The sequence below is a fragment of the Roseateles violae genome (genome assembly GCF_030410485.1).
Classification (GTDB): Bacteria; Pseudomonadota; Gammaproteobacteria; order Burkholderiales; family Burkholderiaceae_C; genus Roseateles_D; species Roseateles_D violae.
In genome coordinates, this window is the sequence record NZ_JAUHHC010000003.1 from 816,470 (window position 1) to 837,984 (window position 21,515).

The following is a 21,515-nucleotide window of genomic DNA, read 5'->3' on the forward strand; positions in this document are numbered from 1 at the left end:
GCCCTTCCCTCAATGCCGCGCCGACACGCCCAGCCACTCGTCCAGCGGACGCGGATCGGCGATCAGGGCCGCGCTTTCTGCGCGGTAGGCGATGCCGCCGCGGTCCAGCACGATCGCGTCGTCGGTGACGCCCAGCACCATGCGCGGGTGCTGCTCGACGACGATGGACGACAGACCCTCCTCGCGCGCGACGCGGCGGATCGCGCGCAGCAACTCCTCGACGATGATGGGCGCCAGGCCCTCCAGCGGCTCGTCCAGCAGCAGCAGCCGCGGGTTCAGCACCAGCGCGCGGCCGAAGGCCAGCATCTGCTGCTCGCCGCCGGACAGCTGGGTGCCGAGGTTCTTCTTGCGCTCGGCCAGGCGGGGAAAGAGCTGGTAGACGCGCGCCGGCGTCCAGGCGCCCGGCCGGGCGACGGCCGTCAGGTTCTCGTCGACGCTGAGCGACTTGAAGATATTGCGCTCCTGCGGCACCCAGCCGATGCCGGCCGCCGCGCGCGCATAGGCCGGCAGGCCCTGGATCTCGCGGCCGGCCAGCACGATACGGCCCTGCTGCCGCCGCGCGGCGCCGACCAGGGTGTCGATCAGGGTCGTCTTGCCGGTGCCGTTGCGGCCCAGCAGGGCCAGCGAGCGGCCGGCCTCCAGCCGGAAGCCCACCTCGCTGAGCACGACCGCCTCGCCGTAGCCGCAGCTCAGGCCCTCGACTTCCAACAGCGGCTCAGCGGCCATGCTGTTCTCCCAGATAGACCGCCCTCACCCGCGGATCGGCCGCGATCGCCTCCGGCGTGCCCTCGGTCAGCACCGCGCCGTTCACCAGCACCGTCATGCTGCGGGCGAAACTGAACACCAGGTCCATATCGTGCTCGATCAGCAGCACCGAGACGTCCGCCGGCAGCGCGGCGACGGTGTCCAGGATGTCCTGCCGTTCGCCGGCCGGCACGCCAGCGGCCGGCTCGTCCAGCAAGAGCACGCTGGGCTTGAGCGCCACCGCCAGGCCGATCTCCAGCAGGCGCCGCTTGCCATAGGGTAGTTCGCGCGTCAGGCGGTCGGCATGGGCCTCGAGGCGGAACTGCGCCAGCAGCGCCTCGACCTCGGTGGCTATTTCGCGATCGCTGCCCATGGGCTTCCACCAGCGCCGCGCGGCGTCGCGCCGGCTGCTGACGGCCAGCGCCAGGCTCTGCATCGGCGTCAGCTCGCCGAACAGCTGGTTGATCTGGAAGGTGCGCGCCAGGCCCAGCGCCACCCGCCGGTGCGGCGCCAGGCCGGTGATGTCGCGCCCGCCCAGCAAGACCTGGCCCTCGGTCGGCGGCGTCACGCCGGTCAGCTGGTTGATCAAGGTCGTCTTGCCGGCGCCGTTGGGGCCGATCAGCGCATGGCGGGCGCCGCGGCGCAGCGTCAGCGAGACCTCGTTGGTCGCGGTGATGCCGCCGAAGCGCTTCACCAGCCTTCTTGTTTCCAGCACGATGTCGCTGCTCATGATTTGCGGAACCATTGCCGCGGCCGCAGGAGCCGCTCGCGGCCGACCAGCATCAGCAGGACCAGGATCAGGCCGATCCAGAAGGTCCAGTACTGCGGCGTGATCGCCGACAGCAGATCGTGCAGCACCTTGAAGGCGATCGCGCCGACCAGGCCGCCCCAGAGCCAGCCGGTGCCGCCGATGATCAGCGCCGTCATCACATCGGCGCTGCGGTGGAACTCCAGCACGTCCAGCGAGGCGAAGCCGGTCGTCTGCGCCAAGAGCGCGCCGGCCGCGCCGGCCAGCGCGGCGCCCAGCGTGTAGACCGCCGCCAGCCGCCCGCGCACCGACAGGCCGATCGCCATCAGCCGCAGCCGGTTGTCGCGCAGCGCCTGCAGCGACACGCCCAGCGGTGAGCGCACGATGCGCCGCAAGAGCAGAAAGGCCAGGAACAGCACGGCCAGCGAATAGAAGGAGGCGACGCGCGCGCCGAGATCGAACTCGAAGCGGCCCAGCAGCGGGCCCATGACGACGCCCTGCAGCCCGTCAGCACCGCCGGTGATGTCGTCGAACTTGTTGGCCAGCTCCAGCAGCACCAGGGCGACGCCCATCGTCACCATCAGCCGCGTAAGATCGGTGCCACGCACGATCATCGGGCTGGTGATCGCGCCCAGCAGCGCGCCCAGCGCGGTGCCGACCGCCAGGCCCAGCAGCGGATCGGGCATCACATGCTTGGCGAACAGCGCCGCGCCATAGGCGCCGAGGCCGAAGAAGGCCGCATGGCCCAGCGAGACGATGCCGGCATAGCCGAGGATCACGTCCAGCGACAAGGCAAACAGCGCCAGGATCGCGATCTCGTTGATCAGCGCCGCGTGCGAGGGCAGCGCGACCGGCGCGGCCAGAAAAGCCAGCCACAGCGCGATCTCCCACCAGCGCCAGCGCGATGGCGCCAGCAGCCGCTCCGACACCATGGTGCTCATCGCCGCGCCTCGCGCGTGAACAGGCCCTGCGGTCGCCACAGCAGGATGGCGATCATCAGCACATAGACGATGAAGCTGCCCAGCTTGGGCACATAGTATTTGCCGAACACATCGGCAATGCCCAGCACCAGGGCCGCGACCAGCGGGCCGGTGATCGAGCTGGTGCCGCCGACGGCGCAGACGATCAGGAAATACACCATGTACTTGAGCGGGAAGTTCGGATCGAGGCCGAAGATGTCGGCGCCCAGCGCGCCGCCCAGGCCGGCCAGGCCGGAGCCGACGGCGAAGGTCAGCAGGAACACGCGGTTGACCGGGATGCCCAGGCCCGCCGCCACGCGCGGATCGTCGACCGCGGCGCGCAGCCGGCTGCCGAAGCGGCTGCGCGTCAGCACCGCCTGCAGCGCCAGCGCCAGCACCACGCAGACGACGACGATGAAGAGCCGGTAGGCGCCCATGCCCAGCATGGCCGCGCCGGCGCCGAACTCGAAGCGCTGGCGCAGCCAGTCCGGCAGGGTGACGTTCTGCTGCGAGGAGCCGATGAAATAGTCGACCGCCGCGATGGCCATGAAGGTCAGGCCGATCGAGAACAGCACCTGGTCCAGATGCGGCTTGCCGTACATGCGGCGGTACAGCAGCGGCTCCAGCACCGCACCGGCCAGCGCCGTGCCGGCGAAGGCAATGGGCAGGCAGGCCAGGAAGGGCCAGCCCGCCTTCTGCATCAGCAGCACCATGATGTAGCCGCCGGCCATCGCGAAGGCGCCATGCGCGAGGTTGATGAAGTTCATCAAGCCCATCGTCACCGCCAGGCCCAGCGACAGCACGAACAGCAGCATGCCGTAGGCGATGCCGTCGAAAAGCAGAGTCAGCATGGTTGTTGTATTCCGGGGCCGAGCGCCGGGCCGCCCCAAGCCGGCCCAGCTGGCGATGTGCGAGCGGGGCAAGCCCCGCAAGCATCGCCGCCCCCTCGGGGGGTCGGCCAAGGTACTCCTTGGACGAGGGGCATCTACTTCCTGTTTTTCGCCGGATCCTTGACCGCCTTCTGCACGTCGAACTCGACGTTGTAGAGCTGGCCGTTCACGCGCTCGACCTTGCGGGTGTAGATGTCCTGCACGATCTCGCGCGTCTGCGCGTCGATCAGCACCGGGCCGCGCGGGCTCTCGAAGATCTGGCCCTTCATCGCATTCATCAACGCCTCGCCGCCCTGGCCCTTGGAGCCGTTCAGGCCGATATAGAGCAGGCGCATGCCGTCGTAGCCGGCCACGGCCATGAAGTTCGGGCGGAACTTGTTGGCGGCCTCGAAGGCGGCGACGAACTTCTTGTTGGCCGGGCTGTCGTGCGCGGCCGAGTAATGCTGCGAGGTGACCACGCCCAGCGCGACATCGCCCATATCGTTGAGCTGGTCGTCGTCGGTGACGTCGCCGGTGGCGATCAGCCGGATGCCGGCCTTGTCCAGGCCGCGCTCGGCGAACTGCTTCATGAAGGCCGCGCCCTGGCCCGAGGGCAGGAAGACGAACAGCGCGTCCGGCTGCGCATCGCGCACCTTCTGTAGCACCGGCGCGAAGTCGGCGCCGCGCAGCGGCGTGCGCAGCTTCTCCATCACCACGCCGCCGTTCAGGGTGAAGCGCTCGGCGAAGTATTTCTCGGCGTCGTTGCCGGGGCCGTAGTCGGTGACCAGCGAGACGACCTTCTTGATCTTGTTCTTGGCGGCCCAGTCGGCCAGGCCCAGGGTCGCCTGCGGCAGGGTGAAGCTGGTGCGGGTGATGAAGGGCGAGGCCTCGGTGATCGCCGAGGTGGCGGCGGCCATCACGACCATGGGCGTCTTGCTCTGCGTGGCGATCGGTGCGGTGGCCAGCGCCAGCGGCGTGAGGCCGAAGCCGGCCAGCGCGACGACCTTGTCGTTGACGACCAGTTCCTGTGCCAGACGGCGCGTGGTGTCGGCGACGCCGGCATCGTCCTTGACGATGACCTCGACCTTCTTGCCGCCCGCCTTGTTGCCGTTCTGCGCGACCCACAGCTTGATCGCCGCGTCGATCTGCTTGCCGGTCGAGGCCGAGGGGCCGGTCATCGGCAGGATCACGCCGATCTTGACCGTGTCGCTCTGCGCCAGCGCGCTGAGGCCGGTCAGGGCCAGGGTGCCGGCCGCCAACAGGGTCGCGGCCAGCCGGGGGAGGGAAAGTCGGGCGCTGTGCTGATGCTTCACGTTCGGGTCTCCGTCATCTTGTTGGAAAGGGGACAACGGTGCCGATTGTGGAGCGAAGCGCGCCCGCCGGCGGCGGAATGCGCCCACTATCTGCTATGCCGCGACGGCATTCCTGTTAGGCCCGAAAAAAAGAGGACCCGGCGGCCGCGGGAGCCGCCGGGCCTCAAGAGCCGGGCGGCTCGCTCACCCTCTCACTGCCTTGCGCCCGGCCGCTCACACCCCGTGCTGCCCTGTTGTTGACCCTGGACAGCGACGGCCACAAGCCTGCCGGCCTCAGTTGCCGGCGGCCAGTCGCTTGTCGATCCAGGCGAAGGCGTCCTGCACGTCGTAGTTGCCGGCGTGACCCTGATCCCAGTGCAGCGCGTAGTCGACATCCTTGACCTTGGCGTCGGCCTTCAGGGCGCGGCTGAGGTTGTAGGCCACGGTGAAGGAGGTGTCGCGGTCGCGTGCGCCGACGCGGATGCGCCAGTGCGTCGTGATGCCGTCGGTCTTGCCGACATAGGGCAGCGCGTTGATCATCTTGTACTGGTTCAGCAGGAAGGCCTTCTGCGGGTTGGCGGCCCAGGTGTAGCCGGTATTGGCCAGGCCGACATCGCTCTGCACCGCGTTGACGGCGTCGCCGCCGTTGTTGTTGTTCCAGGCGTACTCGGTGAAGTTGGAATAGACCTGGGCCGGCGTGCCGAACAGATTCGATTCGCCGCCGCTGTAGTTGCCGTTGATGACGGCGCCGGCCTTGGTCGTGTCGGCCGTCGGCGTCGCCGCCAGCGCGGCCGTCTGAGCGACCTGGTCGAAGGACGGTACCGCCTTCAGCCGGGCCTGCTTGGCGACGAACTTCAGGTAGTTCGTCAGGCTGAAGATCTTGACCGTGCCGGCCCCATCGACGTCGATGAAGTCGTTCTTGTAGTACAGCGTGCCGCTGCCGCCGGCCACCCCGTTCGCGGCGGCACTGCCGAAGGCGTTGTAGGCGACGATGGTCTTGCCCGCCTTCACATAGGCGCTGGCCGCCTTCTTGAACTCGCCCTGCAGCGCGGCCAGCATATTGTCGGTGGTCAGCGCCGTGCCCTCCTCGCTCTTCAGGCCCAGGCCGGCCTGGTAGCTCGCGAACTGGTTCATCAGCGTGAGGCTGCCGGCGGCATCGGGATTCGAGGCGCGTACCAGCTCGGCGCCGTTCGCATCGACGATCAGGCCGGCCTTCTGGTCCGCCGAGACCAGGGCGCGGGTATCCAGCACATTGAACATCCACTCATAGGCCAGATCGGCGCTGCCCATGTCCTGGATCGGGCAGTAGGCGACGATGGCGTAGACGCTGTCGCTGATCGAGCTCTTGCCGTCCGCGTCGATGCCGGCGGCGCCGGCGGCCTGGAGATAGGGGAAGTAGTCCGCACTGTCGCCGGTGGCGCCGAGCTGGGTGCTCTGCGCACCGCCGCCGCTGGTGCCGTTGACGACGATGCGCTTGGCATCGCCCGGCATCGCGCCGTCGTTCAGGCGCAGATAGCGCACCGCCGCCTTGGCGTCGACGATGGCGGCCGGTGCCTTTCCCTGGTAGGGGCCGTCGCTGTAGACGCCGGCCGGCGCTGTGGCGCCGCGGCTGCGCGAGGCCATATTGATGTAGACGAAGCCGCGGGCCAGCGCGGCGCCGCGCTTGTCGGTGTCGCTATTGCTGACGTAGCTGCCGCCGTTGACGATGTCGGCGCCGCTGTAGTTGGCGTTGGTGATGGCGTCCGTGCCGTTCCAGCCGCCCTTGCCGCCCTGGTAGCTGGCAAACCAGCCGGAGTTGTTGACGTTCAAGAGGATCGCGTTGTCCTGCTTGGCCGCGTCGACCTCGCGGACGAAGATGTTCATGTTCTGGTAGCCGCAGGCCTGGTTGTCCACTGCGCCGGCCTGTTGCGTCGGCGCCAGCTGCATCGGCTTGCCGACATAGCAGACCTCGCGGTACCAGCGCACCGGCGTGCTCACGCCGTCCAGCATGACGGTGATCGTCGTGTACTTCGTCTTGTCGAAGGCCAGCTTGCTGTCGTAGACGCCCGGGCCGGGCGGTGCGGGGGCCGGTGCGGGCGCCGGCGCCGGTGCGGGGGCCGGGGCGGGTTCGCTGCTGCCGCCGCCGCCGCAGGCCGTCAGCAGGCTGGTGACCGAGACCGCAGCGACCGAGGCTGCAAGAGCGCGACGTTTGAACTGTTGGTGCATGTTTGTCTCTTTGGATTTGGGACGGGATGCGAGGTCTTCGGTGTCCGGGAGTGGCCGTTGGGCCGGGCGCGTGCCCGGCCCCATTCACCACCGGATCAGAAGCTGTGGCGGATGCCGGCACCGAAGCCGGTCTGCGTCTGGCCGGCCGCCGGCGCGCCACCGGCCGCCGCATTGCTGACCGAGGCCGCCAGCGTGCCGTCGTTGTTGATCTGGCCGACGGTCGCGTAGGCCGCGGTGCGCTTGCTGAGGTTGTAGACGCCGCGCAGCGCGAACAGATTGGCCGCGTTGGCACTGTTCTTGTAGTCGATGCGGAAGACCTCGGCATCCAGCGTGATCTGCGGCGTCAGCGTGTAGGTTGCGCCCAGGTACCAGAGGTCCGAACGCGGCGTCGTGGCACTGCCCTCGTTGTCGCGCGAGATCAGGCCGGCGCCGAGCTTCAGCGCGGCCATCGGGCGGAACCAGCCGGTCACCGTCGAGCGGCGATCCTTCAGCGCGCTGCTGGTCAGGCCGGCGAAGGCACCGGGGCCGCCGGTCAGCTCGTCGATCGCGGCCGAGGCGCCCCAGCTGGCGGTGTCGTATTTGGCCAGGATCGACCATTGCTGGCAGGCGCTCTTGTCGGCCGCGTTCTCGCCGGCGCAGTTGGTGCCCGAGGGGCTGGGGCCGGCGTTGACCGAGTCGCGGCCCGGGCTGAAGGTGGCGCCGATCGTGAAGCCGCTGAAGGTTCCGCGGTAGGCGATCGCGTTGTCGACGCGGGCATTGGGCAGATAGCTGTCCAGCGAACCGGAGCCGAACATCGCCGGGCCCAGGATGTCGGCCTCGGTCTGCGACCAGAACAGCATCGAGTACTGGCGGCCCAGGGTCAGCGCGCCCCAGTCGCCGGACAGGCCGACGAAGACCTGGCGGCCCCAGGCGCGGCCGCCCTGGTTCAAGGTGCCGGCGTCGACGCCGAAGCCCTGCTCCAGGGTGAAGTTGGCTTTCAGGCCGCCGCCGAGATCCTCGCTGCCGCGAAAGCCCAGGCGCGAGGGCACCATGCCGCCGGTCAGGCCCGGCATGCGGGTCAGGCTGGCGCCGGCGGCGCCGACATTGTCCAGATACTCGACGGCGCCATCGAGCACGCCGTAGATGGTCACGCTCTGCGCCTGCGCGGCGCCGCCGGCTGCCAGGCCCGCCAGGGCCAGCGCCCAGATGCTGCTCTTCTTGTTCATCGCTGTTGTCTCCGTTCTTGCTTGGTTGAGGGTGTGGGGATTCGGGAGGGGGCTGCTACTTACTGCTTGTCGTTCTTGTTCCAGTCCAGCGCGTCGGCATCCTTGCCGGCGACCGAATACAGCGCCTTGGTATTGCGCGTGCGCTGGAAGGCCTCCAGCGATTCGCCGCGCATTGCCGCGTAGATGTGCAGGTTGGACACGCCCATGACGGCGCCGAGCTTTTCCAGCATGAAGAAGATCACGCCGTAATGGATCAGGCCGCGCCAGTCGCGCCGGCGCACCAGATCGCGCTCGACCTCGCTCAGCGCGGCGCGCTCGAAGGCGGATTCCTGATCGGCGAGGAAGGCGGCGCGCTGTTCGGGCACCACCAGCTGATGCAGGAAGCGGTTCAGCCGGTAGGCCTTGATGCTGCGCTCGAGCGTGAAGGGATAGGTGCCCGTCAAGGCCTCGGCGCCGGCCAGCTGCGCGGCCGTCTGCGCGCGCTGGCGTTCGAGCACCGCGGCGGGCAGCGCCTGCGGCTGGCTGGGCTCGTAGATCGCCGCCGCGATGCCGGTCATCGAGGGCAGGTAGTAGCTGCGGTGCAGGCGCTTCAGCTGCGCGCCGAGCGCGCCGCGCATCACCAGCCACATGATGACCTCGGAGCCCTCGCAGCCGCCCAGGGTCGCGAACTCGGCATGGGTCATGTCGGCCAGGGCCTCGGGGTCGCTCTCGAACAGGTCGAGAAAGCGCGCGTCCCACTCGGTGTTGTTGAAGCCGGCGCGCTCGCCGTGCACCTGGTGCGAGAGGCCGCCGGTGGCGACGATGGCGACCTTCAGGTCCTCGGGGTAGCTCTCGATCGCGCGGCGCAGCGCCTGGCCCAGCTTGTAGCAGCGCCGCGCGCTGGGGATCGGAAACTGCAGCACGCCCATCTGCAGCGGCACCAGGCGCACCGGCCAGGCCGGCTCGTGCGGGCACTCGGGCTGATCCGGCTCCGCCGGGCTGCCCGATCCTCCCAGGGGGGCAGCGAACGCTTGCGGCCGCTTGGGGGCACACATCATGGACAGCGGCGAGAAGCAGCCATGGTCCAGGCCTTTGTCCTGGAAGAAGGACATATCGAACTCTTCGGCCATCAGCGAGCGGCCGATATGCGCGGCCAGACCCGGGTCGCCATTGATCGCCGGCAGATCGCGCGCACCGCCACCCTCGTCGGCCACGGCCCAGCGCTCGCCGATGCCCAGGGCGAAGGCCGAGTAGTGGTCGAAGAAGAAGGAAGTGACGTGATCGTTGTAGATCAGGAGCAGCACGTCGGGATGGCGCTCGGCAATCCACTGCTGCACCGGCTCGAAGGCCTCGAAGATCGGCGCCCAGACCGGGTCGTCGCGCTTGTCGCGATCGAAGGCGAAACCGATCGTCGGGGTGTGGGAGGCGGCGATGCCGCCGATGATCTGGGCCATGGCTGCTATACGTCGTCAGTCCATCTGCACGCGCGTGGTCGCGTGCTTAGCGATCAGGGCCTTGGCGTCCTCGAGCAGCTTGGTGCCGTTCAGGCCCTTGCCGTCCATCTCCTTGACCCAGTCGGCGGCCAGTTTGTTGCCGAGCGCCTTCCATGCGGCCAGCTCGCTGGCCGGGATTACGTTGACCGAGGCGGCCGGCACCAGGGCCTTGCCCTCGCGATCGGCCTGCAGGAAGGCGCGGCCGATCTGGCCGGACAGCGCCTGGCCGCTGTTGTTGTCGATCACCTTCTTCAGATCGGCCGGCAGCGACTCGTACTTGGCCTTGTTCATCGCGAAGATGAAGGTCGAGGTGTAGAAGGCCGGCTCGGCGGGGTCGATCTCGGAATGGAACTTGGCCAGCTCCTGCAGCTTGACCGAGGGAACGACCTCGTAGGGCACGACGGCACCGTCGATGACGCCCTTGGACAGCGCATCGCCGACCTGCGGCACCGGCATGCTGACCGGCGTGGCGCCCAGCATCGCGATGTATTTGTTGGTCAGCCGGGTCGGCGCGCGCAGCTTCAGGCCGCGCAGATCGGCCATCGTGCGCACCGGCTTGCCGGCCATGTGGAAGACGCCGTCGCCGTGCACATGGAAGGCCAGCGGCTTGACGTCCTTGAACTCGTTCTGCGCGTGCTGTTGCACATAGTCCCACAGCGCGCGGCTGGTGGCGGCGGGGCTCTGCATCATGAAGGGCAGCTCGAAGGCCTCGACGGTCGGGAAGCGGCCGGACGTGTAGCCGGGCAGGGTCCAGACGATGTCGGCGACGCCATCCTTCACCTGGTCGTAGAGCTGCGGCGGCGTGCCGCCGAGCTGCATCGACGGATAGATCTGGCACTTCATCCGCTGGTTCGACTCCTTGGCGATCTTTTCGCACCAGGGCTGGATGAACAGGGTGTTGGCGAAGGAGGTCTGCGGCAGGTGGAAGTGCAGCTTCAGCGTGATCTCTTCGGCGCGGGCGGGCAATGCAGCGGCTGCAAGCAGGCCGCAGGCGGCCAGCAAGTGGCGGAAATTCATTGGAAAGGTCTCCTTGCTTCTTCTAGGACTAGGTCAGGCGATGGACGAGCCACAGCGCGGTGGCGGGGAAGGCGATCAGCAGCGACAGGCGCAGCCCGTCGGTGACGAGGAAAGGGACCACGCCCTTGTAGGTCTCGACCATCGGCACATCGCGCGCCAGGCCGTTCATGATGTAGACGTTCAGTCCGACCGGCGGAAAGATCATGCCGATCTCGCAGACGGTCAGGATCAGGATGCCGAACCACAGTGCCTTGTCGGCACCGCCGAGGCCGAAGAAGTCCATGCCCATGATGACCGGGAACAGCGTGGGCACGGTGAGCAGGATCATGCTCATCTCGTCCATCACGCAGCCGAGCAGGATGTAGAAGACCATCACGCCGGCCATCACCAAGAGCGGCGGGATCGCCAGATGGCCGACCATCGACGAGAGCTGGGCCGGCAGCTGCGACAGCGCCAGCGCCGCATTGATCATGTCGGCGCCGATGAAGATCAGGAAGATCATGCCGCTGGTCTGCGCCGTCGTGCGCACGGCGGCGACGAATTTGCCCGCATCCATCTCGCCGCGCAGCAAGGTGATCGCGCAGGTCAGCACATTGCCGATCGCCGCGCCCTCGGTGGCGGTGAAGAGCCCGCCATAGATGCCGCCGAAGACGACGGCGAAGATCGCGACGATGGGCCAGACCTTCAGGCCGCTGGCGAAGACCTCGGCGCGCGAGGCGGCCTGTGCGGCCGGTGCCTGCCGCGGATGCAGGCGCACGACGACGGCGATCGCGATGATGTAGCCGATCGCCGCGATCAGCGCCGGCACATAGGCGGCCAGGAACATCTTGGTGATGTTCTGCTCGGTCAGGATGGCGTAGACCATCAAGGTCACCGAGGGCGGCAAGAGCACGCCCATCGTGCCGCCGGTGGCCAGCGCGGCCGTCGCCAGGCGCCCCGAATAGCCGATGCGGCGCATCTGCGGATAGGCAACCTGGGCGATCGTCGCCGTCGTCGCCACCGTCGAGCCAGAGATCGAGCCGAAGGCCGCGCAGGCCAGCACGCCTGCCATCGCCATGCCGCCCTTGAAGCGGCCCAGCAGCGCATTGGCGAAATCGAACAAGGCCTTGGACAGGCCGCCCTGCACCGCGACGGCGCCCATCAGCATGAACAGCGGGATCACCGACAGGTCGTAGACCGAGACGCGGCCATAGACGGCGCCCTTCAGATGCGCCAGCAGCGGCAGCCAGCCCGACAGCGCGATATAACCGACGGCGCCGGGCACGAACATCGCGATCGCGATCGGCACCCGCACCGCCATCAGCAGCAGCATCGCGCCGAACATCATCAAGCCGATAGACAGGCTGCTCATCGTGCGACCTCCGCAGCGCCCGGGCCGCGCAGCAGCTCGGCCGATTGCACGGCGCCGATCACGACGCACAGCGCCAGGCCCGGCAGCATCAGCAGATAGGGAATCCACAGCGGCAGGTCCATCAGCATCGAGCGTTCCTGCGTGGTGAACATGTCCAGGCCGCCGACACCGACCCGCCAGCACACCAGCGCCATCACCCCGGTATAGAGCAGCGTGCCAAGCGCATCCATGCGACGCTGCGCGCCGATGCTGGCCGAGCTGGTGAAGAAGTCGACGATGATGTTGGCGCGCCGCTGCTGCGTGTAGGGCAGGAAGGACGCGACGACGATGGCGCTGCCGAGCTGCACCAGCTCGACATCGCCGAGGATCGGATGCGCGAAGAAGGCGCGGCCGATCACGCTGATGGTGGTCATGCAGGCCACGGCCACCAATACCAGGGCTCCGATCGCGGCACTCGCGTCGCAAAGCCTTTCCAAACGGCGCATGTGCGCGCCGGCCAACTGCTGATCCAACGACGTCTCCTGTGATCGCCGCGGCAGGCGCGGCTCGGTTCCCGTTTTTTGATCTGGGTCAAATCTGGGCCGCAGTCTAGGAAGACCGACCGCGGCCTAAAAGATGCCGCGCAGCCGACCGCGATAACCGGGCGTTATCATGGAAAACATGAAGCTGACCAATCTGCGCGCGCTGGTCGCGGCCATCGAAGAGGGCAGCCTGCGCTCGGCGGCGCGGCGCATCGGCGTCTCGCAGCCGGCGCTGACCAAGATGATTCGCGAGCTCGAACGCGAGCTCGAGACAACGCTGCTGTTGCGCTCGACCACCGGTGTGCTGGCGACGGCCCAGGGCATGGTGCTTTACGAGCGCGCGCAGGCGGCCGACCGCGAGCTGGCGCAGGCGGTCGAGCAGATCGGCCAGCTCGGCGGGCGCATGACGGGCTCGCTGACGATAGGCGCCGTGCCGCTGGCCGTGATGCTCTTGGTGCCGGAGACGCTGCGCACCTTCGGCCGCGAGTTCCCGCAAATCCAGCTGCGCGTCTACGAGGAGCTCTATATCGAGCAGCTGACGAGGCTGCGCAAGGGCGAGGTCGACATCGCGCTTGGCCCACTGCCCGAGCATCTGCCGCCCGGCGAATTCGCGATCGAGACGCTGATGCCGATCGACATGGTCATCGTCGCGCGCCGGGGCAATCCGCTGGCGCGCGCGCGCTCCTTGGCCGAGCTGGCCGACGCGCCCTGGGTCTATACCGGCGCCAATGCCGAATCGGGTTATGCGAAGACCCTGTACGAGCGCCGTGGCCTGAAGCCGCCGCCGGCCGGCGCGCTGGTCAACTCGACCCTGGGCCTCTTGTCCATCGTCGCCAGCGGCAACTGTCTGGGCCTGCTGCCGCAGCAGATCGCCCAGCATGCCTTCGCCGTCCAGCATCTGGAAATCGTGCCGGTGGCCGAGGGGCCGCTGAAGCTGAGCCTCGGTGCGCTGGCGCGCAGCGACGCAGCGCTGAAGCCCAGCGTGCGGCACTTCCTCGCCCATCTGCACCGCGCCGCGCATTACCTCACCAGCGCCGGCTGAGCGTACCTAATGCTCCGGGGCGCCTGCAAAGAATGCGGTCAAGGGCCTATGGCCGCGCCTTCCGATCATCAACCGCGTCATCGTTGATGCCTGACGTCGAATTGCAGCGTTAGGCGACAAGTGCCGCCGCGCCACACAAAGCAAAACGCCAACCTCTCGGTTGGCGTTTCGTTCTGGCTTGGTTGCGGGGGCAGGATTTGAACCTACGACCTTTGGGTTATGAGCCCAACGAGCTACCAGACTGCTCCACCCCGCGACTGGAGCTGGCATTGTAGCCGAGTTCTTCAGCGCCCCCGCCGCGGCGGCTTCAAAGTGATCCAGACCGGCGCGTGGTCGCTGGGCTTTTCGCCGCCGCGCATCTCTCGATCGACGCCGGACTGCTGCAGCCGCCGGGCCGCGGCGGCATTGAGCAGCAGATGATCGATACGCAGGCCGGCGTTGCGCGGCCAGCGCTGGCGGAAGTAGTCCCAGAAGGTGTACATCGGCTGGCCCGGATGCTGCTGGGCAATCGCGTCGACCCATCCCTGATCAAGCAGGCGCCGGTAGGCCGCGCGGCTCTGCGGCTGCAGCAGCGCATCCTTGAGCCAGGAGCGCGGGTTGTAGATATCGGCCACCTCGTCGCTGGGCACGACGTTGTAGTCGCCGGCGAGCACCACCGGCTCCTGGCGCGCGACATAGGCCGCCGCTTGCGCGATCAGGCGCTCGAACCAGGCCAGCTTGTAGTCGAACTTGGGCCCCGGCTGCGGATTGCCGTTGGGCAGGTAGAGGCAGGCGATCAGCGTGCCGTCGATCGCGGCCTCGATATAGCGGCTCTGCCGGTCCTGCGGATCGCCGGGCAGGCCGCGGCGCACCTCCAGCGGCTGCTGGCCGCGGGCCAGGATGGCGACGCCGTTGAAGCCCTTCTCGCCGCACCAGATCGCGCCATAGCCGGCGCGCTCCAGCGCCGCCACGGGAAAGTTGGCGGAGGCGGTCTTCAGCTCCTGCAGGCAGACGACGTCGGGCGCGGCCCGTTCCAGCCAGCCGAGCAGGGTGGCAAGCCGGCCCTGGATGCCATTGATATTGAAGCTGGCGATTTTCATGGCGCGGCGCCTTTGTCGATCGCGTCCGGCGGGCGCGGCGGACGGGGGCGCGCCGGCTTGACGAAGTCCGGATGGAAGCTGCGCCTGGCCTCGGCAAAGGCGACGGTGATCGCTTCGCTGCTGGCCTCGACCACGGTGCCGATGCCATAACGCCGAACCCGCACGCAATCGCCCTCGGCAAAGCGCGGGCGCCGCGGCGCGCCGGCCGGCGCATCGCCCGCGTCGATGACGATGGCCTCGGCCTCGCGCTCATGGGCGGCCATGCGCCGGCAGTTGTCGCAAGCGCCGCAGCGCCCGCCCTCGAAGGGCAGCGCTTCCTCGAAGGCCTCCAGCAAGGTGCGCCAGCGGCAGGCGCCGGTCTGCGCATAGGCCACCATCTGCTCCAGGCGCAGCTGGTCCTGCTCGCGCTTGTCGACATAGCGCGCCAGCAGCGCCTGCAGATCGGGCAACTGGCGCTGCGCCGCATCGGGGACGAGCCGGCCCGCCTCGTCCTGGCGCAGCCAGCCCTCGCGGCGCAGCAGGTTCAGCAGCACCCGCAGCTTGGCCGCCGGCCGCTGCAACTTCTGCTGCAGCGCGCCCAGGGTCCAGGGCGACTCGTCGGGCCCCGCCCTGGCCAGCAGTGCCATCAGCGCCTGGCCGTCCTCCGGGCTCGGGTAGCGACCGTTGAGGAAGAACTGCTGCACCGCCCGATCGCCGGACAGGAACAGCAGCAGGCAGCGCGCGGGCTCGCCGTCGCGGCCGGCCCGACCCGCCTCCTGGTAGTAGACATCGAGCCCGGCCGGCAGCTGGTAGTGCAGCACCAGGCGGATATCGGGCTTGTCGATGCCCAGGCCAAAGGCATTGGTCGCCACCATCAGCGTCGTCTTGCCGGCCATGAAGGCCTGCTGGCTCTGCTGGCGCTGCGCCTTGGCGAGCTTGCCGTGATAGAGCCCGGCCGCGACCCCGGCCTCCAGCAGGGCCGCATGGACGGCCTCGGCCGCCTTGACGGTGGCGACATAGACGATGGCCGGCCCCTCGGCAGCCGCCACGATCTCGAGCAGGCGCCGAAGCTTGGCCGGCTCGTCGGCCACGGCCTCGACGCCGAACCGCAGATTCCGCCGGTAGCTGCTGCCCGCCAGCAGGCCGGCGGCCGGGATGCCCAGCTGCGCACAGATATCGGCCATCACCTCCTCGTTGGCGGTGGCGGTCAGGGCCAGCACCGGCGGCGAGCCCAGCGCGGGCAGCAGCGCGCCGATCTCGCCAAAGGCCGGGCGGAAGTCATGCCCCCACTGCGAGATGCAATGGGCCTCGTCGACGACCAGCAGGGCGATGCGCTGGTGCTCCAGCAGCAGCGCCTGGAAGCCGGCGTCGGCCAGCCGCTCCGGCGTCGTGAAGACCAGGCGCGCGCGCCGCGCCGCCAGCGCCTGCTCGGCCTCCTCGGTCTGCTGCGCCGACAGCGCGCTGTGCAGCTGCACGGCGGCGATGCCCAGGCCGCGGGCCTTCTCGCATTGGTCCTGCATCAGCGAGATCAGCGGAGAGACGACCACGGTCACGCCGCGCAGCAGGGTTGCCGGCAGCTGATAGCACAGCGATTTGCCGGCGCCGGTCGGCATCACGGCCAGCGTGTTCAGGCCGCGCAGCGCCCGGCTCATCGCCTCCTGCTGGCCCGGCCGCAGGCGGCGCAGACCGAAGACCTTGCGCAGCTGGGTGGGGATGCGGGCCAGCAGGGTCACCGCCGATGCCGGCGCGCCGCGCACGCCCGGCCTGGAAAGGGAGGACTGCATCGTGCCAGCCTAGCGGCTGGCGCGGCCGATTTCGCGGATCGCCGATCGAATGCGGGCCGGTCCTAGCCGCGGGCGGGATGTTTTCCGACAGGCCGTGCGAGAAGCGCCGCGCGCGTGTTCAGGCCAAGGGCCGGCTGAGGAAGGGCGAGCCCGCCAGGCCGAAGCGCCAGGGCCGATCGACGGCCTTGCTGATGCCGATGCGGGTGCCGCAGGCAAGCTCCACGCCGGCCGCCGGCGCCAGCAGTTCGAACGGCGGCCGGCTCAGCGACAGGCCGTCAAAGGAGCGGTCGATGCCCAGCGCCTGGCCGACCCGGCCGGGCCCCGAGGCCAGCAAGCGCGGCCGCTGGGTGCCGCGCCGCTCGCTCATCCGCGCCAGGCCCTGCGTCGGCTGCAGCGCGCGGATCAGCACGCCGGCGCCATGACCGGGCTCGCGGCAGACGAAGTTCAGGCACCAGTGCAGGCCGTAGCTGCGGTAGACATAGGCATGGCCGGGCGGTCCGAACATGGAGCCGTTGCGCGCCGTGCGCCCGCCGAAGCAATGCGAGGCGGGGTCGTCCATCTCGTAGGCCTCGGTCTCGACGATGAGGCCGCCGACGCCGTCGACCAGCAGGGTCCAGCCAATCAGCTGCCGGGCCACGATGAGCGGGCTTTGCGCGAAGTTCAGGGCCATGGGCGGCTGGGGCAAATGGGAGACGCGGGAGGCGCGAGTCGGATCGATGGCCACTGCGGCGCCCCATCCGGCACCGATAACATCGCCCCGGGGACGCACCGCCTGACTGGCAGCCGGGGTCTGTTCGGAGAATAGCTGAATGAACACGCCTGAGCCGAACCGCCGCCGGGTGCTGGGCGGCATTGCCACGCTCGCCCTGCCGGCCGCCGCCGCGACCGACCCGCATGCGGCCCATCGAATGGCGGCCCCCGATGCGGAGGCGCTGCCGGCGGAGCTGGCCCAGCCGCTGCTGGGCCTCTTCCAACGCGTCAAGGAAAGCCTGGCGCGCGCCGGTGAAGCGCTGCCGAGCAGCGAGGTCGACCGTATAGATGCCCAGATGGCAGCCGGCCAGCTGGCCGAGGCTGCGCGGGCCGCTGTGGCGCTGCTTCAAACCCGTGTGCTGCTGAGCGCCAGCATCAACGCCGAGGCGCGGGTCAGCGTGAAACGGGGCCTGTTGCGACCGCAGTTGGTGCAGGGCGGCTGGCGGCTCTTTCTCGTGCGCATCAGCAGCCCCGCGCTGGTGCCTGGCAAGCTCGGCGCCAGCAGCACCAGCGCCCTTCCCCTCAACGGCCTGCATCCCCCCGGCGCCACGCCCGCCGGCAGCATGGGCCAGCAGGCGGTGTCCACCACGCGGGGCGATCTGGCGCTGCGCTGGCTGGACCTGGATGTGCATGACCTGGCACCGCTGGACGCGAGCCTGGAGGCCTTGCCGCTGGACTTCAAGATCATCCGGCTGTATGCCGCCGACGCGGGCCTGCGCAGCGCCACCCTCGCGCTCGACATCGGCCCGGGCACCGGCGACATCGGCGGCCGGGATCGGGTGAACGTCACGTTCCAGGTGCTTCCCGCCCGCACGGTCAGCCTGAACATACGCCACGTCGATGGCCGCCCCGTCACGGCCTCGCTGGCCGTGACCGACTCGCTGGGCCGCGTCGTTCCCTCGCAAACCCGCCGCCGCCTGCCGGACCTGTTCTTCCAGCGCAAGGTCTACCGCGCCGACGGCCAGACGCTGAGCCTGCCGGCCGGAGACTACAAGGTGGAGTTGCAGCGCGGGCCCGAGTACCTGCTGAAGACCAGCCAGCGCCGCGTGCCCGAGACGGGCGACCTGCGCTGGACCTTCCAGCTTGAACGCTGGATCGATCCGGGCGCGCGCGGCTGGTACAGCGGCGACCACCACATCCACGCCGCTGGCTGCGCCCACTACGAGCAGCCGGAACAGGGCGTGGGGCCCGAGGTGATGGCGCCGCAGGTGCAGGGTGAAGGCCTGGCCATCGGCGCGGTGCTGACCTGGGGGCCGGGCTTCTATCACCAGAAGACATTCTTCACGGGCGGGGACGCGAGCGTCTCCAGGCCCGGCCACATCCTGCACTACGACCTGGAAGTCAGCGGTTTCCCCTCCTCGCACTGCGGCCATCTGGCGCTGCTGCAGATGCAGACGATGGACTACCCCGGCAGCAGCAGGATCGAGCAACGGCCCAGCAGCAATGCGCCGGTGCTGCGCTGGGCGCGCAGCCAGGGCGCGATCACCGGCTACGCGCATGCCGGCGTGGGGCTGTGGGTCGGTTCGACCGAGCTGCCCAACACCTTGATGCCCCCTTTCAATGGCATTGGCGCCAACGACTACATCGTCACATTGCCCGAGGGGCTGGTGGATTTCATCGGCGTCTGCAACCATCCGCCCGCGGCGGAGATGACGATCTGGTATCACACGATGAATGTGGGGCTGCGCTCCGTCATCGCCGGCGAGACCGATTGGCCCTGCTTCTTCGAGGAAAGCATGGGCATGGGCCGCAGCTACGTGAAGCTCGACGAAGCGCTCGGCTACGCCGCCTGGTGCAAGGGGCTTCAGCGGGGGCGAAGCTATGTCAGCGAGGGTCGCGCGCATCTGCTGGACTTCAAGGTGCGCAGCGCGGACGGCATGGCCGAACCCGGCGGCGCCGATCTCTCCCTGGCTGCGCCGCAGGCGCTCGCGATCGAGGTCGATTTCGCCGCGCGGCTGGAGCCGGCCGTCACGCCACAGACCGAAGCGATCCGCAAGCTCGGGCCGCTGGACAAGCCCTATTGGCATCTGGAGCGCGCCCGGGTCGGTGAATCGCGCCAGGTGATCGTCGAACTGATCGTCAATGGACAGCCGGTGGAAGCGCGCGCCGTGGCGGCCGATGGCCGCGTGCAGGCGCTGCGCTTCGCCTACACGCCCCTGGCCAGCTGCTGGCTCGCTCTGCGCGTGATGTACGCCGCCCACACCAATCCGGTCTGGGCCACCGTGGCGGAGGCGCCGGTGCGGGTGAAGAAGAGCGCGCAGTGGTGCCGCGCGGCCGTGGACGCCTGCTGGCATCAGAAGCTGCCGCGCATCCGTCCGGCCGAACGCGAGGAGGAGGCACGGCTCTACGACCGCGCCCGGCGCTTCTACGAACGCATGCTCTCGGAGGCCCAGGCGTGAAGCGCGCTTTGAGCGCGCTGCTGCTGATCGCCCCGCTCGCCGCGAGTGCGAATCAGGGCTGGGCGATCCGGCGCGTGGCCGACATGCCCGACGGCGCCCCGGCGTTTGAGGTGGTCGATCCCCAGGGCCGGATCGCGACGCGCATCGAGTGCATCGCCACCGGCTGGTACGAGGCCGACAGCCTGGCCGCGCGCCTGCTGCGCTCCACCGAAGTGACGGCGGCGATCCAGGCCAAGGGCGGCCGACTGGAGATCGAGGACCTGGGTCCCGCGAAGTTCGATTGCGTGCTGACCGCAAGCAGGCCCAGGGCCGTTCAGCAGGCCGATTGAATCGCCCCGCCAAGGAGCAGCTTCCGCCCTACTTTGCAGGCGGACTCTCGGTCTCGCTCACGGCGGGCGCCGCAACAACGATGTGGGGCGCCGCGGGCTCCGCCAGCGGGTGAGCCCCGAGGGTCTCCGTGGTCTCGCTACCGCCGCCACAGGCGCCGAGCGACAAGAGCAGCGGCAAGATGCAAAGGATCTTCATTCGATGGCCTCGCAGTGGATATCAGGGGTTGAGGGCAGCGATGCCTTGATCGGCGATCAGCACCACGGCATCACTGGCCGGCACCGCCTTCAGACTGAGGCTGTGGGTGGCGGCGTTGTTGCTGGTCACCATCGCCGTGCTGGTCGCATACACCTTGCCATCGAGCAGATTGACGAAGCGAGGCAGCAGCGTGTTGACCTGGGCATAGCGAGTGAAGTGGAAGTTGCTGCAGCTGATGTCGATATTGCTCACCGCGGTGCTGCTGGTCGGCAAGGCCAGCGTGCGGTTCCAGACCGCCAGGAATCGCCGCTCGACACCCGCGTCGTCGCGCTTATAGGCATGCACGGTATAGCCCCAGGGTGCGGTGCAGCCATGGTCGGTGATGCGCACCAGGCGGCTGTCGAAGATGGCGGTCGCGTTTTGATAGCTGCCGTAGGCCTGCTTGCGGCGCTTGACGCTTTGATCGCCGTTCTTCACGCCGGGGTTGTTCGGGTCCCAGACCCAGGTGCCGGTTTCCAGCAGTCCCTTGGGGTTCTTGCCCGAGTCGTAGTGCAGGTCCGTGATGGTGAAGATGCTGCTCTCGATGCCACGCGCGAAGTCGCCCAGCATGCGGCGCAGCATCCACTTGGCCTGGCTTTCCTCGTTCCAGCCGGAATCCAGCGCGCAGAAGGCGTAGTACTGGCAGGGGCCGGACGGCGCGCCGCTTTCGTCCATGCGAATGCGAAAGCCCTTGCCCTCCACCAGCGTGCGGAAGGCATCGAACTTGGCCAGCTCGGAGGCATAGGAGTCGTAGTCCGGCGGCGACCAGTAGGGGTGATAGCCGACGCTGACATCGGCATTGGGCACCGTCGGCCCCTTGTTGGCGGCAAAGTAGTCGAGCACCTGCTGGGCGTAGGCATAGCCGCTGCTCGCCGTGCCACCGAGCACGCCGGTGGTGAAGGAACCGATGGTGATCTTGGCGCCGGGCTGCACCGACTTGATGGCCTTCGCCATCTCGACGATCAGCGGGCCGTAGTCCGCCGCCGCGACATGACCATCGGGCTCGTTCCAGAGCTGCCAGTCGCTCACACGGACCGTGGGTTCGTTGTAGCGCTTGACCGTGGCCTTGACGAACTCGATGAAGCGCTGGCGCCCCGCACCGGTAGGCACGGCGCCGCCCAAGCCCTTGGTGCCGCAATCGACACAGCCGGCCTGCTCGTTGCCATAGCCGAGGAAGACCAAGGGCTGCACCCCCTGGGCGCGCACGCCGTCGACGATGGCGTCCAGCGTGCCGAAGTCGTAGCTGGCCGGCGTGGTGATGGTCTTCTCGATGAAATGCCAGCCGGATTGCACGCGGATCTTCTGTGCCCCCAGCGGGCCCAGATGGTCCTTCCACATCGAGAAGGTGCTGTAGCCGCGGTCGGTGGTTTCGCCGCCGATGCCGAAGGGGCTGGTGATGCCGGCGCTGCGCATCTCGGCCGTGGATCGAGGCTTGACGCTGCCCACATAAGGCAGGCCGGCGCCCTGGCCGTGGGATTGAATCGGCATGGCGCAAGCCAGGCCGAGCAAGAGACTGAAAAGAACTCGCATCGATT

The 21,515-nt window shown here is 68.8% G+C and carries 18 protein-coding genes and 1 tRNA gene; 3 read left to right on the forward strand and 16 right to left on the reverse strand.

Annotation, left to right across the window (positions count from 1 at the left end; all coding sequences use genetic code 11):
• Positions 1-9: 9 nt before the first annotated feature.
• From QWJ38_RS14195 to QWJ38_RS14245, 11 genes are all read right to left on the reverse strand, one after another.
• Positions 10-726: an ABC transporter ATP-binding protein gene (locus QWJ38_RS14195; RefSeq protein WP_290359733.1), complete on the reverse strand. Its 717-nt coding sequence runs from the start codon at positions 724-726 to the stop codon at positions 10-12.
• Complete coding sequence (locus QWJ38_RS14200; RefSeq protein WP_290359734.1) at positions 716-1,474, reverse strand: ABC transporter ATP-binding protein; 759 nt, start codon at positions 1,472-1,474, stop codon at positions 716-718. The genes QWJ38_RS14195 and QWJ38_RS14200 overlap by 11 nt, the downstream gene beginning before the upstream one ends.
• Positions 1,471-2,433, reverse strand: a complete 963-nt coding sequence (locus QWJ38_RS14205; protein ID WP_290359735.1) for a branched-chain amino acid ABC transporter permease — start codon at positions 2,431-2,433, stop codon at positions 1,471-1,473. Before QWJ38_RS14205 ends, QWJ38_RS14200 begins: the two co-directional genes overlap by 4 nt.
• Positions 2,430-3,302, reverse strand: coding sequence for a branched-chain amino acid ABC transporter permease (locus QWJ38_RS14210; RefSeq protein ID WP_290359736.1), 873 nt, complete (start codon positions 3,300-3,302; stop codon positions 2,430-2,432). The genes QWJ38_RS14205 and QWJ38_RS14210 overlap by 4 nt, the downstream gene beginning before the upstream one ends.
• Before the next feature lie 134 nt (positions 3,303-3,436).
• On the reverse strand, positions 3,437-4,594 hold the full coding sequence (locus tag QWJ38_RS14215; protein ID WP_434063983.1) for an ABC transporter substrate-binding protein: 1,158 nt from the start codon (positions 4,592-4,594) through the stop codon (positions 3,437-3,439).
• A 312-nt stretch (positions 4,595-4,906) separates the two neighbouring features.
• Positions 4,907-6,817 carry a subtype B tannase gene (locus tag QWJ38_RS14220; RefSeq protein WP_290359737.1) on the reverse strand — a complete coding sequence of 637 codons (1,911 nt, stop codon included), beginning with the start codon at positions 6,815-6,817 and terminating at the stop codon, positions 4,907-4,909.
• A 95-nt stretch (positions 6,818-6,912) separates the two neighbouring features.
• On the reverse strand, positions 6,913-8,022 hold the full coding sequence (locus QWJ38_RS14225; RefSeq protein ID WP_290359738.1) for a porin: 1,110 nt from the start codon (positions 8,020-8,022) through the stop codon (positions 6,913-6,915).
• Between the two features lie 59 nt (positions 8,023-8,081).
• Positions 8,082-9,455 (reverse strand): gallate dioxygenase, encoded by a 1,374-nt coding sequence (locus tag QWJ38_RS14230; protein WP_290359739.1) that lies wholly within the window; start codon positions 9,453-9,455, stop codon positions 8,082-8,084.
• Positions 9,456-9,470: 15 nt separating this feature from the next.
• On the reverse strand, positions 9,471-10,511 hold the full coding sequence (locus tag QWJ38_RS14235; protein WP_290359740.1) for a TRAP transporter substrate-binding protein: 1,041 nt from the start codon (positions 10,509-10,511) through the stop codon (positions 9,471-9,473).
• Between the two features lie 28 nt (positions 10,512-10,539).
• Positions 10,540-11,862 (reverse strand): TRAP transporter large permease, encoded by a 1,323-nt coding sequence (locus QWJ38_RS14240; protein ID WP_290359741.1) that lies wholly within the window; start codon positions 11,860-11,862, stop codon positions 10,540-10,542.
• Positions 11,859-12,275, reverse strand: a complete 417-nt coding sequence (locus tag QWJ38_RS14245) for a TRAP transporter small permease (protein WP_290359742.1) — start codon at positions 12,273-12,275, stop codon at positions 11,859-11,861. The genes QWJ38_RS14240 and QWJ38_RS14245 overlap by 4 nt, the downstream gene beginning before the upstream one ends.
• Positions 12,276-12,522: 247 nt before the next feature.
• Here QWJ38_RS14245 and QWJ38_RS14250 point away from each other — a divergent pair, with 247 nt between their 5' ends.
• A complete protein-coding gene (locus QWJ38_RS14250) occupies positions 12,523-13,425 on the forward strand; it encodes a LysR family transcriptional regulator (protein ID WP_290359743.1) in 903 nt (300 codons plus the stop codon).
• A 179-nt stretch (positions 13,426-13,604) separates the two neighbouring features.
• Here QWJ38_RS14250 and QWJ38_RS14255 read toward each other — a convergent pair.
• The 4 genes from QWJ38_RS14255 to QWJ38_RS14270 form a co-directional block, all read right to left on the reverse strand.
• Positions 13,605-13,681: transfer RNA gene (locus QWJ38_RS14255), tRNA-Met, on the reverse strand.
• A 28-nt stretch (positions 13,682-13,709) separates the two neighbouring features.
• A complete protein-coding gene (xth, locus tag QWJ38_RS14260) occupies positions 13,710-14,504 on the reverse strand; it encodes an exodeoxyribonuclease III (RefSeq protein WP_290359744.1) in 795 nt (264 codons plus the stop codon).
• Positions 14,501-16,267 carry a RecQ family ATP-dependent DNA helicase gene (locus QWJ38_RS14265; protein WP_290359745.1) on the reverse strand — a complete coding sequence of 589 codons (1,767 nt, stop codon included), beginning with the start codon at positions 16,265-16,267 and terminating at the stop codon, positions 14,501-14,503. The genes xth and QWJ38_RS14265 overlap by 4 nt, the downstream gene beginning before the upstream one ends.
• Positions 16,268-16,385: 118 nt before the next feature.
• Positions 16,386-16,937 carry a DNA-3-methyladenine glycosylase gene (locus tag QWJ38_RS14270; RefSeq protein ID WP_290359746.1) on the reverse strand — a complete coding sequence of 184 codons (552 nt, stop codon included), beginning with the start codon at positions 16,935-16,937 and terminating at the stop codon, positions 16,386-16,388.
• 139 nt (positions 16,938-17,076) lie between these two features.
• Between QWJ38_RS14270 and QWJ38_RS14275 the strand changes: the two genes are divergently transcribed.
• Positions 17,077-19,416 carry a CehA/McbA family metallohydrolase gene (locus QWJ38_RS14275; protein WP_290359747.1) on the forward strand — a complete coding sequence of 780 codons (2,340 nt, stop codon included), beginning with the start codon at positions 17,077-17,079 and terminating at the stop codon, positions 19,414-19,416.
• 8 nt (positions 19,417-19,424) lie between these two features.
• Positions 19,425-19,745 (forward strand): hypothetical protein, encoded by a 321-nt coding sequence (locus tag QWJ38_RS14280; RefSeq protein ID WP_290359748.1) that lies wholly within the window; start codon positions 19,425-19,427, stop codon positions 19,743-19,745.
• A 217-nt stretch (positions 19,746-19,962) separates the two neighbouring features.
• Here the strand turns inward: QWJ38_RS14280 and QWJ38_RS14285 are convergent, their stop codons facing one another.
• A complete protein-coding gene (locus QWJ38_RS14285; protein WP_290359749.1) occupies positions 19,963-21,468 on the reverse strand; it encodes a hypothetical protein in 1,506 nt (501 codons plus the stop codon).
• Positions 21,469-21,515: the final 47 nt, after the last annotated feature.